Below are 13,303 nucleotides of genomic sequence, written 5' to 3' on the forward strand. Positions count from 1 at the left end.
TCACACCTTCCAATTCTTAACATATGAGCGCAAAGTCATCCGCCAGATATGCCGGTTTTTGACGGTCAAAAACTGTTTAACTGTTCTTAACAATAATTGTTGTCGGTGACTGGATAAATGTCTTTGATCATATTCATGATAAAATCGATTTTCTGCTTGTAAAATAGAACGGTATCTATTGCTTGTAACTTTTTCATAGTCTAATACCGAAAGATCATGTTCCAGTCGTACTGGTAATATCTCCACCATTTTTTCCAACTGATTCACTTTCCAAAACAGCCAATGGTCCAAAAAATCTAAAGAAAAAGCAGGATTAAACCCGCCAATCTTTTTTAGAAATTTGACAGACCATGCCACACCTGAATTGATTGCCATGATTCTTTCAGCTGTCGTACCGTCTACTTCTACTGCTTGTGCTGTACGATTGATATAATGATTTGAATAGACGGGAGAAACTTGCCGTCCCCCAGAAAAAATCATCGGAACTGCAGCAACACATTCATCTGTAAAAGCTACCTTACGCAAGATTTCAAAATAGTCGTCGACTAGCCTCGTATCCTGATCCAATGTAACGATACAACGTGTTCTTTCATTTGCTTGAGACAACGCATAATTATAAGCCGCCGCTAATCCAGGGTTTTGCGGATCATGATAGTAAATGGTGTTTTCTTTTTCAAACAGCTCATTTTGCTGTCTTTGAGGACTATTATCGTAAATAACAAGCTGAATATGCTTTTCGCTAAGTGCTTTGCTTAATGGTTCATAAGTTGGAGATTGGCTGAATAGTTGCTGATATAGCACGACTACTACTACTATTTCTGGTTTCATCAGAAAAAACGCCACCCCCACTTATTGAAAAATTTCATCATAGAAGTCAAAAACACACGAAAAAGTTTTGCATTTCGATGTGCACCCTTTCCATAAAAATGGACGACTGCATAAAAGGGTGTGTACAATAATTTGTAACCTGCTTTTTCAAAACTCAAGCACAAGTCATTATCTTCAAAGTACATGAAGAAACGCTCATCAAATCCCCTTATCTCTTTAAATTTATCAATATCAGCTACCATAAAACTGCCCGAGATCATTCGCACATAACTATCAACATCAGTGGGCAAGCCACGGCATTCAAAGACAGCTAGCCGTTTATCAAACCTTTTTTTGACCCATTTGAAAGGCACAAAGCGCAAAACATAATCAAAAACAGCCAGCCGCTCACGAATGAGGTGCTGAGTGGTCCCATCTTCATTAAGAATCTTAGGTGCTAACATCGCGCATTCGGGATGTTCTTTCAGTAACAACACCAATGCTGTAACTGTTTCTTCATCCACTAAAATATCTGGATTACAAATAATGCCATAGTGGCAATCGCTCTTCAGCAGATTGTGATTATGTCCATAACCGAATCCGGAATTTTCATCATGAAAATAGATTTCGATATACGGATATGTCACATATTCTTTTAGTCTGCTTTTATATTCCGGAAGGGAGTTGTTGTCAAAAATCCGAATTTTTATCGCTGTTTCATCTTTTACAGTGGAAATAAAATTATCTAGTGTCCGAAAAATCTTATCACTGTTCGCCGTTACAATACTAATAAGAATTGGCTGGTTTAATTTGTTATTCATCTATATGACGGTTCCATTTCTTCAAATATTTCTGTTTTACTTGCGTACGATACTCTTTATTCCCTAAAAATCGCAATGTTTTTAAAATAAACTGATGTTTCTCGTTAATCAGACCAATCAATTCAAATAATAAAATTGCAGCAAATAGCATAGCAATAATCAATACAATCGTTCCGATTCTTCCAGTATAATTCATGACCATAGCTGTGAAAGAAAACATCAAAGCCATCGCATAAATCGTCAGGACGGCACCTTTATGAGTAAATCCTAAACTGATTAGTCGGTGATGAAGATGTTTTTTATCTGCTGTAGAAAAAGAAACACGGTTTGCTTTTCTTCTAATGATAGCAAAAAACGTATCTGTTACCGGAACGCCCATGACGATCAGTAGAGAAATTGACGAAACAAAAGTTACGTTCTTCAGCCCTTGTAGTGAAAGGACGGCCATCATGAACCCTAAGAATAACGCTCCTGTATCGCCTAAATAAATCTTTGCCGGATAAAAATTGTACGGGAAAAATCCGATAATACTTGCTACAAGACAGAAAATAACGACCGGGATGTACACTGTGGAAGCATGAAGGAAAAAATACCCAATGATGCCTATCGTGATTAAACCAATCAATGAAATCCCTGCCGCTAACCCGTCTAAACCGTCAATCAGATTGACTGCGTTCGTGATACCGAAGATCCAAAAAATCGTTACAGGGAAACTAAGCCATCCTAATTGAACATAGCCAATAAAAGGAAGCGTAAAGGAATCAATACGTATATCTGCTACAAAATAAATAATAAGAGAGGCAAGCAAGATCCCTACACTCTTTTGTTTAGGCGTCAACTCAAATTTATCATCGAGTACTCCTGTGACGATGATCACCAAAGAAGCGAGCAAGATCGGCACAATATACGATTGTGGAATGATTTTACGGAATAAGAATAAAGTCGATATAACAAATGAAATAAAAATGGGCAGTCCGCCTGCGGAAGGCATTGGAACTTTGTTTATCCTTCTTTCATTTGGTTTGTCGACCATACCCGTTTGTACTGAAATGATTTTAAATACAGGTGTTAATATCAGTGATAATAAAATTGTCAGAAAAAATCTTATAACCATACTAAAAGAAACAAGCATATGGGCACCTACTTTAATTAAGAGTCATAATTATTATAAATTACTGATATAAATTTACAATAAGAACTCTTGTTTCTACTTTTTTTTATGAGAAAATTTAGCTTTCAATTTATTGAACCATTTTCGGCTTGGATCTCGACGTTTTTTGATTTGATGTCCCGTCACGTATTCTTGAACAACTGCATTAATGATTCCGCCCAAAATGATGATCGTAGCAGCAAAATTAAGCCAAAGCATGAGGACAATAAAACTTCCTATGATCTGATAACCGCTGATCCTCGTTGCAAAATATCTGGCATAGATACTAAACACTTGTGATAACAGCATCCAGCCGACGGTAGCGAAGATCGTACCTGGAATAATCGTCTTCAACTTCAACTGAGCATTAGGGACAATTAAATAAATCAAGAACATGATGACAAATAAAGCCACCAATGTGATTGGCCATTTCAAGGTTTGGAACTGATCAATAAAGTTCACAGGTATTTGTACAATCGGTTGGATAGCATCTAAAATCAGCTGTCCTAAACCAAGAACGATAGTTACTCCACTAATGGCAATCATGAACAAGACGATTACGATCAGCGAGAAGAAGCGAACGATCAAAAAATTTTTTCTATTTTCTACGCCATACGCTTTATTCATCGCAATTTGTAAAGCGTTAATACTTTGACTGGCAGACCACAAGGCCGCTAAAGCAGAAACGGATAGCAAACCGCCTGAACTTTGTGTCAAAAGGTCCTTGATTGCAGGACCAATAAACTGGTAAACGGTCTCAGGAATCACTTCTCGTAAATAGGTCAGCACAGTCTCTTGATCGATATGGAGAAACGGCAAAATATTACCAAAAGCAATAATCAATGGAAATAAAGACAAGAGTAAATAATAAGCAACGACAACCGAGGTCGTACTCATTTCTGAATCAGTGATGCGCTTTTGAGTCGTCTCAATAAAGCGCATCAGATTTTCATTTTGTTTTATTTTGTTCCAAACTTTCATGTACCTCTCCCGTACCTATTAATTGGCTGAATCAATAGGTACCTTCTTCTCCTTGTGATGTCAAGATTCTAGGGCCATCTTTAGTAATAGCCAATGTATGTTCATATTGGCAAGATAGTCCGCCGTCTCTTGTATAAGCAGTCCAACCATTAGGATCCATTTTCATTTTCCAAGTTCCGGTATTGACCATAGGCTCGATCGTGATGACCATACCTTCTTTCAATCGCAAACCTTTTCCAGCTTCTCCGTAATGAGGAACGGCTGGTTCTTCATGGATCGTCGGACCAACGCCATGACCAATAAAATCACGGACGATCGCTAGATTTTCACCTTCTACATATGTCTGGATAGCATGACCGATGTCGCCGATCCGATTTCCTACTTGTGCTTGCTCAATACCGATGTACAATGCTTTCTTCGTTACTTCCATCAATCGGTCGATCTCAGGTGTAGATTCTCCTACTACATAAGCCCAACAAGAATCGGAAATGCCGCCTTTCAAATCGATACACATGTCGACTTTTACCAAATCGCCGCTTTTCAAAGGTTTTTTACGAGGAAATCCATGACAAATTTCATCATTGATACTGATACAAGTCGCATATTCATACCCTTCGAAGCCAATTTGCGCAGCGATTCCTCCATGACTCTCGATATAGTTTCTGACAAATACCTCAATATCCCAACTTGTTATGCCTGGTTTGATAAAATCACGCAGATTTTTATGTACATCTGCCAATAAAGCGCCAGATTCTGCCATCATTTCAATTTCACGTGCTGATTTTAAAGTAATCATATTTTCGTCTCCTTTTTACAAATCTCTCTCATTTTAACATAGCGGCATACATTTAGCCAAATGACATTTCCCATGTGTCTCTAGGTTTTATTTTCTTTTCAACGATGTTTTGGTATAATTCATAATTGTTAAATAATTTTAAACAAGGAGGCACATCATGGCTTTAGCAAAAATCGTATATGCTAGCATGACAGGAAATACTGAAGAAATCGCCGATATTGTTGCAGAAGCATTTGAAAATATGGATATCGAAGTCGAAATCAACGAATGTACCCAAGTAGATGCAGATGAATTCGAGGAGGCAGATATTTGCGTCGTAGCTACTTATACATACGATGATGGCGATCTTCCTGATGAGATTGTAGATTTTTATGAAGACTTGCAAGAGTTGGATCTATCAGGGAAAATCTACGGCGTCTGCGGATCTGGAGATACTTTTTACGATGAATTCTGTAAATCAGTGGATGACTTCGATGCTGCTTTTGGAAAAACAGGCGCATCAAAAGGCGCAGAAAATGTAAAAGTAGACTTAAATGCTGAGGAAGAAGATATCGAAAATCTAGAAGCTTTCGCTAAAGAATTAGTCGCAAAACTTTAATATGCTTGAGATATAAAAGAGCCGTCCAGATTGAATCAATCTAGACGGCTCTTTTATTGTATTCATGGAAGAGTTCTTCGGGAGTTAAAAATGTATACGCTGTAAGAAAAACGAAATTTTCCTTATGTTGACACATCTCTTGTTATCTACTGATTGGCGAAACTCTTGAGTATATTCAATCGATTTCGATTGGTTCTTTGAGATTCAAGATTGCATCAATGCTGTCTTGGATCATTTTTTCAATCTGCTCATCAGTTGGATGGATAATGCTTGAAGACATCAAAGCTGCAATCCCGGTAGCTATGATCCATGTACCGTTATGCAAGGATTCGATCTGTTCTTCTGAAAGATCCGCGTAGGCTGGGTCCCGTTTCACTGTATTCACAAAGTAAGTATAAGAGAAATTTTGCATCTCTTTTCCTCCACCATATTCTTCTAAGTACAGTGAACGATACAACTTCTTCTCTCTTCTTGCAAAATGGATATAATTAAAAGCAAGATCGATAATCGTATTCCCTGTATGCTCAACTGGAAACACTTCGTATTGCAAATAATCATAGATTTGCTCAAAAAGTGCTTGTCTCAAGTCATCCATATTTTTGAACTCAAGATAGATCGGCTGCGTGGAACAATTCATTTTGTTCGCAATGTTTCTCGCAGTAAATCGTGTAAATCCCTCGGTGGCAGCTACTTCATAAGCAGCTGCCAAAATCTGTTCTTTAGTAATCGTCTTTTTTCTTGCCATATTTTTTTAATCTCCTCAATTTTTTTATAACGCTTCCACCATTGATTAATTTCATTGTAACATGTTTTTTTTGATATGCAAAATTAGTTTTCGATTTTCTTCACAAGCTAAAATAGCAAGTCGTGTCATAGAACGTGAAACGCAACCAGAAAAAAATAACCTCCTTTTTTTATTTAAAGCTACATTGTTTGAATCATGATTAAATGGTATCATGCTAATAGTTACCAGAAAAAATGGTGAGGAGGAATTTTTATTATGTTATCGAATTTTAATGAACTTCTAAAAAAATATGCACGCTTAATTGCAGAAACTGGCGTGGCCACAGAAAAAGGTCACACAGTCGTTTTACAGATCAGTGTAGACCAAGCACCCCTTGCTCGCTTGATCACACAAGAAGCTTACAAATTAGGAGCTGCTGAAGTCATCGTTCAGTGGACAGATGATCAGATTCAAAGAGAATTTCTTTTACATGCAGCAACAGATCGTATTGAGGATGTACCACAATCTAAAATCGTTCAAGCGGATGAATGGCTTGAAAAAGGAGCAAGCAGGATTAGTGTCGTTTCTGCCGATCCTGATGCGTTTGCCGGTGTAGACAGCCACCGAGTAGCAACTTATCAAGCAGCTGCCGGTAAAGCACTAATGAATTTGCGCAAGGCAACTCAGGCAAATAAAGTCAGTTGGACTGTTGTAGCTGCTGCTGGTAAACAATGGGCAGCAAAAGTTTTTCCAGATCTGCCAGAAGAAGAACAAGTTGATGCATTATGGGATCAAATTTTTAAAACAACTCGTGTCTACGAAGAAGACCCTGTTTTAGCATGGAAAAAACACGATGAGAAATTAGCAAAAAAAGCAGAAGAATTGAATCAAGAACAATTTTCTGCCCTGCACTACACTGCTCCTGGTACGGATATCATCATTGGATTGCCTAAAAACCATCTTTGGGAAGGTGCTGGAAGCTACAATGCTCGAGGGGAAAAATTCATGGCAAATATGCCAACAGAAGAAGTGTTCACCGCTCCTGACAGTCATCGTGTAGATGGGTATATTTCAAGTACAAAACCACTGAGTTATGCTGGTACGATCATCTCTGGTATGAAATTTACTTTCAAAGATGGAAAAGTAGTTGACTTTTCTGCCGAACAAGGCGAAGATGTCTTAGAAAAATTGCTTGATACCGATGAAGGTGCGCGTCGTCTAGGAGAAGTGGCACTTGTTCCTGACCCTTCACCTATTTCTCAATCTGGTATCATTTTCTTCAATACACTATTTGATGAAAACGCATCGAACCATTTAGCCTTAGGATCTGCTTATGCCTTCAGTGTGAAAGGCGGTACAGAAATGTCCGATGAAGAATTAGCAGAAGCTGGTTTGAATAGAAGTCAAACCCACGTAGATTTCATGGTAGGATCTGACAAGATGGATATCGATGGTATCCGCGAAGACGGTTCTACAGTACCGATTTTCCGTAATGGAGATTGGGCTTGAGCAAAATCTTGTTAGCACAAATAAAATAACGAAAAATATATAAAAAAGAGAGTGGGACAATAGTCAGAAAAAAATCTGATTATTGCCCCACTCTCTAGATATAAGTCAAAAAGATTGAACGTATTAGTGTACTTCCATTTTTCTCTTTTAAACTTCTCCTTCAACTTGTACAATGAATCTTTGCTCCCAATTCCAATCAAATGCAGTAGACCTCAACGCCCGATCAGTATGACCTCCTCTGGTCCAACTCATATAGTTCCCGTTTGACATATTTTCTATAAAAAATATATTTCCCAACGAATTCTGTCCGGCTGAATATAACTTCCACAGAGTCCCTACCCTCTCTTTGTTACCCGAGAAGTCCAAAAAGCTTCCTCCACTATCCCAAATATATTGCGGTGTAAAATTCATACTTCCCGGAATCTGCTCCCGGATATAATAACCACCGGCATTTGCATTGTACTCCATTACCCAACGTTGGGTTGAGTCAGATTGATTATAATTTTCCATTGAAATTTCAAAATATAGAATAGGATTATGAGGTATGCGTGACACAGTAAGCGTTGTATCACTAGCAGCTCGAAGCGAAACAACTTTATTATTATATTCACTGGCATCCACCGTCCCAGTCCCTAAAAAACCACTACATAAAGATGTCAAGACGATTGTACTAAGTATCAATTTTGCTTTTTTCATTTTCTACTTCCTCCTTTTTTATCAAAGATTGAGAAACCCTTTAATTTCTCTTTTAAATGTTTTTTATATTTTTTATTAAGTGCTAAATAAGAAGATTCTTTATGTACTTATTCAAACTAACTAGGTATTTCAAATCGAACAAAAAACTTCTGACTTTCCAATTATTCTAGCTGTGAAGTGCTGTTTGTATCAACTATACTTAGTACTAATCCCACTTTCGAGATTCTCTATGTAGTGCGCCTGTACATTATGTGCCCAGATTAGCATAAAAAGTTAAACATACTTATGCCCACTAGAAAGGCTCTAGCTCCATAGCATTGGAAAAGCTACACACCTACCAGTAAAACCACTTTGTTCTATTACCCTTGCATCTGCGAAAGCCCTAAGTAAAACAATCAATGTAGCGCTAAGAATCCATTTTTTTAATTTTTCTCCTTCTTTCATTTTTATTTTTATTTTTTGCTTTCCGTTTTAATGAAAATGTTTTTTTATCACCTTCCTTCAACAACAATTATACCCTTATATCAATAAAAAATGAAGTTTTTTTAATTATAAAACATTTAATTTTTGTTGTTTTAAAATAAAAAAACCTGTACCACAAAGGATACAGGGGTTATTTATACGTTCCTGACTGGAATCGAACCAGCGACCTATCGCTTAGGAGGCGATTGCTCTATCCTACTGAGCTACAGGAACAATTTCAATAAATCAATTGTAGCTTGTTTGTTTTTTACTTGCAAGCTTATCTGCTAAAAAAATCAGCTTGTAGGTTAGGCAAAACGTTTCCACTAGCTCTTAACAGATGATAAACTAGGAGTAGAATGAAATAATACAGGGAGGTTCTTTCCAATGAATGATAAGCCAAAAGAAAAAGTATATGCCGAACGCTTAGATTCATCTAAAAAAAATCGGGAAAAGATCACGAAAGAAGCAATCCAAGACCACAAAAAAGAAAACCCTAAAACAAAAGAAAACAAAAAATTCAAATTTACGAAAAAAGAGGATTTACTTTAATATTTTCCTTCAAATGTCAAACGAAAAATAAACGGGTGGTGACAAAAATATTGTCATCCCCCGTTTTTTATCAAAAATAGTCATTAAGGATTGGCTGTTGCTGTGGCAAGATCGAACTTAACATTTCTTCATATTCTTTTGCCACCTGTATCCTCTCTTGGAATACCAGCTCTTCAACTTTACGATATCCTAATAATAGCTGTGTGATATGTTGGATACTTCCGCGAACGATCGGTAACGCCGTTTGTTCTACTTTTGAGAGATGGTTTTTTCCATTTTTAATCGTTACTTCCACGATTCCTTCATTCCATTTTGCATACTGATCTTCTTCTATCTGAAGAGCAAAGGCAGCTTGTTTCTTTCTAAATGGATATTTTTCCAAAAACAAAGAAATATCCACGATCCTCGCCATCATATAAGGTGTGATCGTTACAGAAGCAAATGGATTTGCTAATAGATAATTTTGATCATTGCCACCGTAGCCACATGAATATTCAAATGTTTCAAAAGCACCGTTATGGGAACTTACAAAGCGGACAAGGCTGCAAAAGGCATCGTGATTCAAAAATCCCCATTCCACAATAATAAAGGAAGACGCTGCAAGCTGGTAAACGACATAGCCCATTGCTTCCCCAGTATCATCAAAATACAAAGCAAACTGGTAATTACCTTTTTGCTTGAATTTATACGTATACCACCAGTCTTCGCGCTTCAGACCAGCTCGTTGATTTTCAGGCATCTGTTCATAAATTCGTTTGATAGCAGCTTTTGCATCTTCGAAATTCATACGCTTCATCTTGCCAGATTTCTTTTTGGTAAAAGGCACGTCACGACTGTTTAGTTGATAACTGATTTTATCAAACGATTGTTCATAGCCATAGCGCCGATAGAAGGGATAGGAGAAGGGCGCCAGATAAGATAAGCTTACTTTACGATAACGGCAATCTTCAAGAATCTTTTCCATGATCTGATTGATTCCGCCTTGTCCCCTTGCTTCAGGATAAGAAGCAACATAGCCAATACCGGCCATTAAATACTCTTGTCCGTAAAAATTCACTGGGAAAGGAGTCGCCATGACTTGACTTGTTAGCCGATCCTCCTCATCAAAAAAACCGTAATTCCAGGAATTCTCCGCAAGTGTACGAAAACGTTCTCTCCTTTCAGGTGTATCTGCCCCATTAAATGCATATGTGGCTAAAGCAAACATTTCCTCAATCGAAGATCCCCCTAGCTCTCTTACTTGTTTTGTCATTTTGCTGCCCCTTCCTACAAAAAAGCTAGTGAGGAATCTCAGGAAAGACTTTGCTTCCTCTGAAAAATCTCTTCTAGCTTACTTCATTTTTCAATAACTAAATAGTACCATTTTTTCAATGGTTTAATACGTTGCTTCGATCATCTCTAGCATTTTTTTGAAACGTCTCCGCTTAAAGTACATCAAGATCGTTCCTAAAAGCATATCATTCAACTTTTGAAGCATGCCGTAAGACTCCATTTTTTCTGTGTAATGAATCTCACAGGTCGAATCGTCTACTGGTTTGATTTGATAATGAACAACGAATTCATTCTTCGTTGTCGATGTACGAAACTTATAAGACTGGTTTTCAATGACTTCTTCGATTTTTATACGAGCCCGGTTATTTTGCGAGAATTGTTTGACGTACTCCAAATTTTTCAGCTGTTTTCTGGTCACTGATTTGCCGGTCGCTTTACGTACATCGAAAAGAACAGAATCCATAACTTTATCGTAAAAAAACGACGCTGGAATATTTAATTTTTTTGTGATTTCCATTAGTTATTTTTCTCCTTTGCTTCTTCTCTTTTTTTCCCCTTCATGAAGAAGTAGATTCCTAATCCTGTTAGGAAAAGACCCGTGACCATACTATACAAATCATACCTTTGCGAATGTGGATTCAAACTATACAACACGATCAAAGAACCAATACTACATAAAAATAAACCGTTTTTTATCATATCAACCATCCTATCTTTTTGAACCATTTTCTTAAACAGCTGTTGACTGAAAATAAAGGACTGTTCCCCAAGGCTGTGCTTTGATTAGTTCCTTTGCTTTTTTAGCCGCAGCTTCCGGATCTTCTGCACTTGTCTCAAAGAACATTTTGATTCCTTGTTTTTCTTTAAACGTAAATGTCATTCCTTCTTCATTGTATCCTTCTAACAATTCTTTGATTGCATCTTGTTGCATTGCACTGGCAATTGAAATCATTTTTCAGCTCCTCCTCGAAAATTCATTATGAGGAACGGAACTTAAAGCGTCCCGCTCCTCAGATTCATCTTATTGTTGTTCGCCTGCGGCAGGGTCCATTTTGTTTGCAGAAATGACAAACGGTGCCCAAATCAAGAAAGTCACGACCATACATACCAATGTTACGATTGGTGCTCGCCAATCCGCTCCTGTTGCTAAGAATGACAATAAGAACGGCGGTACTACCCATGTAACTTGTTGCGATACTGGTGCTACAAGTCCAAAGTAAGTTGCTAACCAACCGATAGCTGTCGCAACTACTGGAGCAATCAAGAATGGGATGAACATGATGGCATTCAATACGATCGGCAGACCAAACATCACTGGCTCGTTGATATTGAAAATACCGGGTCCAATGGATAATTTAGCTACTGTTAAATAATCCGCTCGTTTAGAGAAAATCAAGATAGCTATCAGTAAGACGATCGTTCCACCTGATCCGCCAAACCATGCAAAAGCATCGAACGATCCACGGACCCACATATAAGCTTTTCCATCTTCGATTGCATCTAACACGGCTGGTGTACCAGTTTTTCCGTTATAACCTTTTTGGAAAATATCAATATTGATTAGTTGTGCTTGTCCCCAGATTCCCTCTAGCACTGGTGCCAATACATTTGGTCCATGAATACCAAAGAACCAGAATACTTGAACAAACACTGTGACGATCAATACTGCTCCCAACCCTTGAGATAATCCTAGGAATGGTTCTGCAATATATTTTTGCACCAAATCAATGATTAGTTGCCCATCAGCTACACGACCTACGATATAATTGATAATAGCAATGACATATAAAGCGATCGTAGCTGGTAAAATGGCTGCAAATGCTTTAGATACTGCTGGTGGTACTGAATCAGGCATTTTGATCGTAATGTTAGCAAGCATCAATTTACAAAAAATAATGACTGAAATTGCTCCCATGATCATAACTGTAAAATAAGCGTTTCCATTCAAATGATCTAGTTTTAGCCAACCCCATAATCCAACTGACAGTGTACCATCTGCAATCGTTGCACCAATCTCAGAACTATTGATTGCATCTGCGACATTTGAAGGGACATTCACATCTAATGCTGCTGATAATGCTGGACCAAAGGAAATACCTTGAATCAAGGTAGCTAGACCAACGATTCCCCCAGCTAGATCATTTACTCCATAAGCTCGGGCAAGATTATCCCCCCAAGAAAAGGCAAAGATCAATCCGGCGATTGCTAGTGTACCGTTCCAGACAAAACCATTGATTCCGATGATGACATTCAATACGGCAAAGATTCCTTTGTCTGCTGCTAAACTGTCAGCGTAGGTACTGTTAAACTGTTGCGGTAAATCTCGAATAATTGCATTGATCATTACAGCGACTGATCCCGCCATTGTTGCGGGCAGTGTGCCGATAAAAGCATCACGCAAAGCAACTAAATGTTTTTGCGCTCCGATTTTTGCGGCAACTGGCAGGATGTATTTCTCCATCCAACTTGTTAGTCCGTTCATTTTTTACTTCCTCCTATAAGTTTTTTATATAAAGAGAGTTCTCTTTATAACAAAATAAAAAATCCGTTCAAAAATTTTTCTTCTTCCGTTCAAAAAAGAAGTTGTATTTATTCGCTGTATACGCGACGATAAAGTTCGATGATTTCTTTTGCTAAATCAGTAAACGCAATAGACGTCATTAAATGATCTTGACTATGAACAGTCAATAACGTCACTTGCATATGATTTCCTTGTGCTTCTTGTGTCAACATATCTGTTTGTGCATGATGTGCTTGTATAAGTGATTCTTCTGCATCAGCGATTTTTCTATCCGCTAACTCGAAATCACCGATTTTAGCAGCCGCAATCGCTTCCATTGCGTCGCTCTTTGCATTACCGCCAAACATGATTAGTCCCATGATGGCTTCTAGATTTTGCTGATCTTCCACGTTGTTATCCCCCAACTACATACTT

The 13,303-nt window shown here is 37.8% G+C and carries 16 protein-coding genes and 1 tRNA gene; 3 read left to right on the forward strand and 14 right to left on the reverse strand.

Annotation, left to right across the window (positions count from 1 at the left end; genetic code table 11):
- The 5 genes from QK255_RS09200 to map form a co-directional block, all read right to left on the reverse strand.
- Positions 1-828: a glycosyltransferase gene (locus QK255_RS09200; protein WP_002292886.1), complete on the reverse strand. Its 828-nt coding sequence runs from the start codon at positions 826-828 to the stop codon at positions 1-3.
- On the reverse strand, positions 828-1,628 hold the full coding sequence (locus QK255_RS09205; protein ID WP_002292887.1) for a glycosyltransferase: 801 nt from the start codon (positions 1,626-1,628) through the stop codon (positions 828-830). Before QK255_RS09205 ends, QK255_RS09200 begins: the two co-directional genes overlap by 1 nt.
- Positions 1,621-2,760: an MraY family glycosyltransferase gene (locus QK255_RS09210; protein WP_002292888.1), complete on the reverse strand. Its 1,140-nt coding sequence runs from the start codon at positions 2,758-2,760 to the stop codon at positions 1,621-1,623. The genes QK255_RS09205 and QK255_RS09210 overlap by 8 nt, the downstream gene beginning before the upstream one ends.
- 75 nt (positions 2,761-2,835) lie before the next feature.
- A complete protein-coding gene (locus tag QK255_RS09215; protein ID WP_002292890.1) occupies positions 2,836-3,759 on the reverse strand; it encodes a YihY/virulence factor BrkB family protein in 924 nt (307 codons plus the stop codon).
- Positions 3,760-3,790: 31 nt separating this feature from the next.
- Complete coding sequence (gene map / locus QK255_RS09220) at positions 3,791-4,555, reverse strand: type I methionyl aminopeptidase (RefSeq protein ID WP_002292891.1); 765 nt, start codon at positions 4,553-4,555, stop codon at positions 3,791-3,793.
- Positions 4,556-4,712: 157 nt separating this feature from the next.
- Here map and QK255_RS09225 point away from each other — a divergent pair, with 157 nt between their 5' ends.
- On the forward strand, positions 4,713-5,153 hold the full coding sequence (locus QK255_RS09225) for a flavodoxin (RefSeq protein ID WP_002292892.1): 441 nt from the start codon (positions 4,713-4,715) through the stop codon (positions 5,151-5,153).
- Positions 5,154-5,328: 175 nt separating this feature from the next.
- On the opposite strand, the gene QK255_RS09230 is transcribed toward QK255_RS09225, so the two are convergent.
- Entirely contained in the window at positions 5,329-5,898 is a 570-nt protein-coding gene (locus QK255_RS09230) for a TetR/AcrR family transcriptional regulator (protein ID WP_002292894.1), read from the reverse strand.
- Between the two features lie 255 nt (positions 5,899-6,153).
- Here QK255_RS09230 and QK255_RS09235 point away from each other — a divergent pair, with 255 nt between their 5' ends.
- Positions 6,154-7,386, forward strand: coding sequence for an aminopeptidase (locus QK255_RS09235; protein WP_002292896.1), 1,233 nt, complete (start codon positions 6,154-6,156; stop codon positions 7,384-7,386).
- Between the two features lie 147 nt (positions 7,387-7,533).
- Here the strand turns inward: QK255_RS09235 and QK255_RS09240 are convergent, their stop codons facing one another.
- Positions 7,534-8,082, reverse strand: coding sequence for a hypothetical protein (locus QK255_RS09240; protein ID WP_002292897.1), 549 nt, complete (start codon positions 8,080-8,082; stop codon positions 7,534-7,536).
- Between the two features lie 622 nt (positions 8,083-8,704).
- Positions 8,705-8,778: transfer RNA gene (locus QK255_RS09245), tRNA-Arg, on the reverse strand.
- Positions 8,779-8,931: 153 nt separating this feature from the next.
- Here QK255_RS09245 and QK255_RS09250 point away from each other — a divergent pair.
- Positions 8,932-9,096: a hypothetical protein gene (locus QK255_RS09250; RefSeq protein WP_002286676.1), complete on the forward strand. Its 165-nt coding sequence runs from the start codon at positions 8,932-8,934 to the stop codon at positions 9,094-9,096.
- A gap of 70 nt (positions 9,097-9,166) precedes the next feature.
- Here QK255_RS09250 and QK255_RS09255 read toward each other — a convergent pair whose 3' ends face one another.
- The 6 genes from QK255_RS09255 to QK255_RS09280 form a co-directional block, all read right to left on the reverse strand.
- The gene (locus QK255_RS09255) at positions 9,167-10,348 is read right to left on the reverse strand and encodes a GNAT family N-acetyltransferase (protein ID WP_002292899.1); all 1,182 of its coding nucleotides are present in this window, start codon (positions 10,346-10,348) and stop codon (positions 9,167-9,169) included.
- A gap of 123 nt (positions 10,349-10,471) precedes the next feature.
- Positions 10,472-10,885, reverse strand: coding sequence for a DUF3284 domain-containing protein (locus tag QK255_RS09260; protein ID WP_002292900.1), 414 nt, complete (start codon positions 10,883-10,885; stop codon positions 10,472-10,474).
- Positions 10,885-11,067, reverse strand: coding sequence for a DUF3188 domain-containing protein (locus QK255_RS09265; RefSeq protein WP_002286596.1), 183 nt, complete (start codon positions 11,065-11,067; stop codon positions 10,885-10,887). Before QK255_RS09265 ends, QK255_RS09260 begins: the two co-directional genes overlap by 1 nt.
- Positions 11,068-11,098: 31 nt before the next feature.
- Complete coding sequence (locus tag QK255_RS09270; protein ID WP_002292901.1) at positions 11,099-11,320, reverse strand: hypothetical protein; 222 nt, start codon at positions 11,318-11,320, stop codon at positions 11,099-11,101.
- 69 nt (positions 11,321-11,389) lie between these two features.
- The gene (locus tag QK255_RS09275; RefSeq protein ID WP_283341533.1) at positions 11,390-12,850 is read right to left on the reverse strand and encodes a PTS sugar transporter subunit IIC; all 1,461 of its coding nucleotides are present in this window, start codon (positions 12,848-12,850) and stop codon (positions 11,390-11,392) included.
- A 107-nt stretch (positions 12,851-12,957) separates the two neighbouring features.
- Positions 12,958-13,278, reverse strand: coding sequence for a PTS lactose/cellobiose transporter subunit IIA (locus QK255_RS09280; protein WP_002286604.1), 321 nt, complete (start codon positions 13,276-13,278; stop codon positions 12,958-12,960).
- Positions 13,279-13,303: the final 25 nt, after the last annotated feature.

Source organism: Enterococcus sp. ZQ21 (assembly GCF_030053755.1).
GTDB classification, from domain to species: Bacteria; Bacillota; Bacilli; order Lactobacillales; family Enterococcaceae; genus Enterococcus_B; species Enterococcus_B lactis.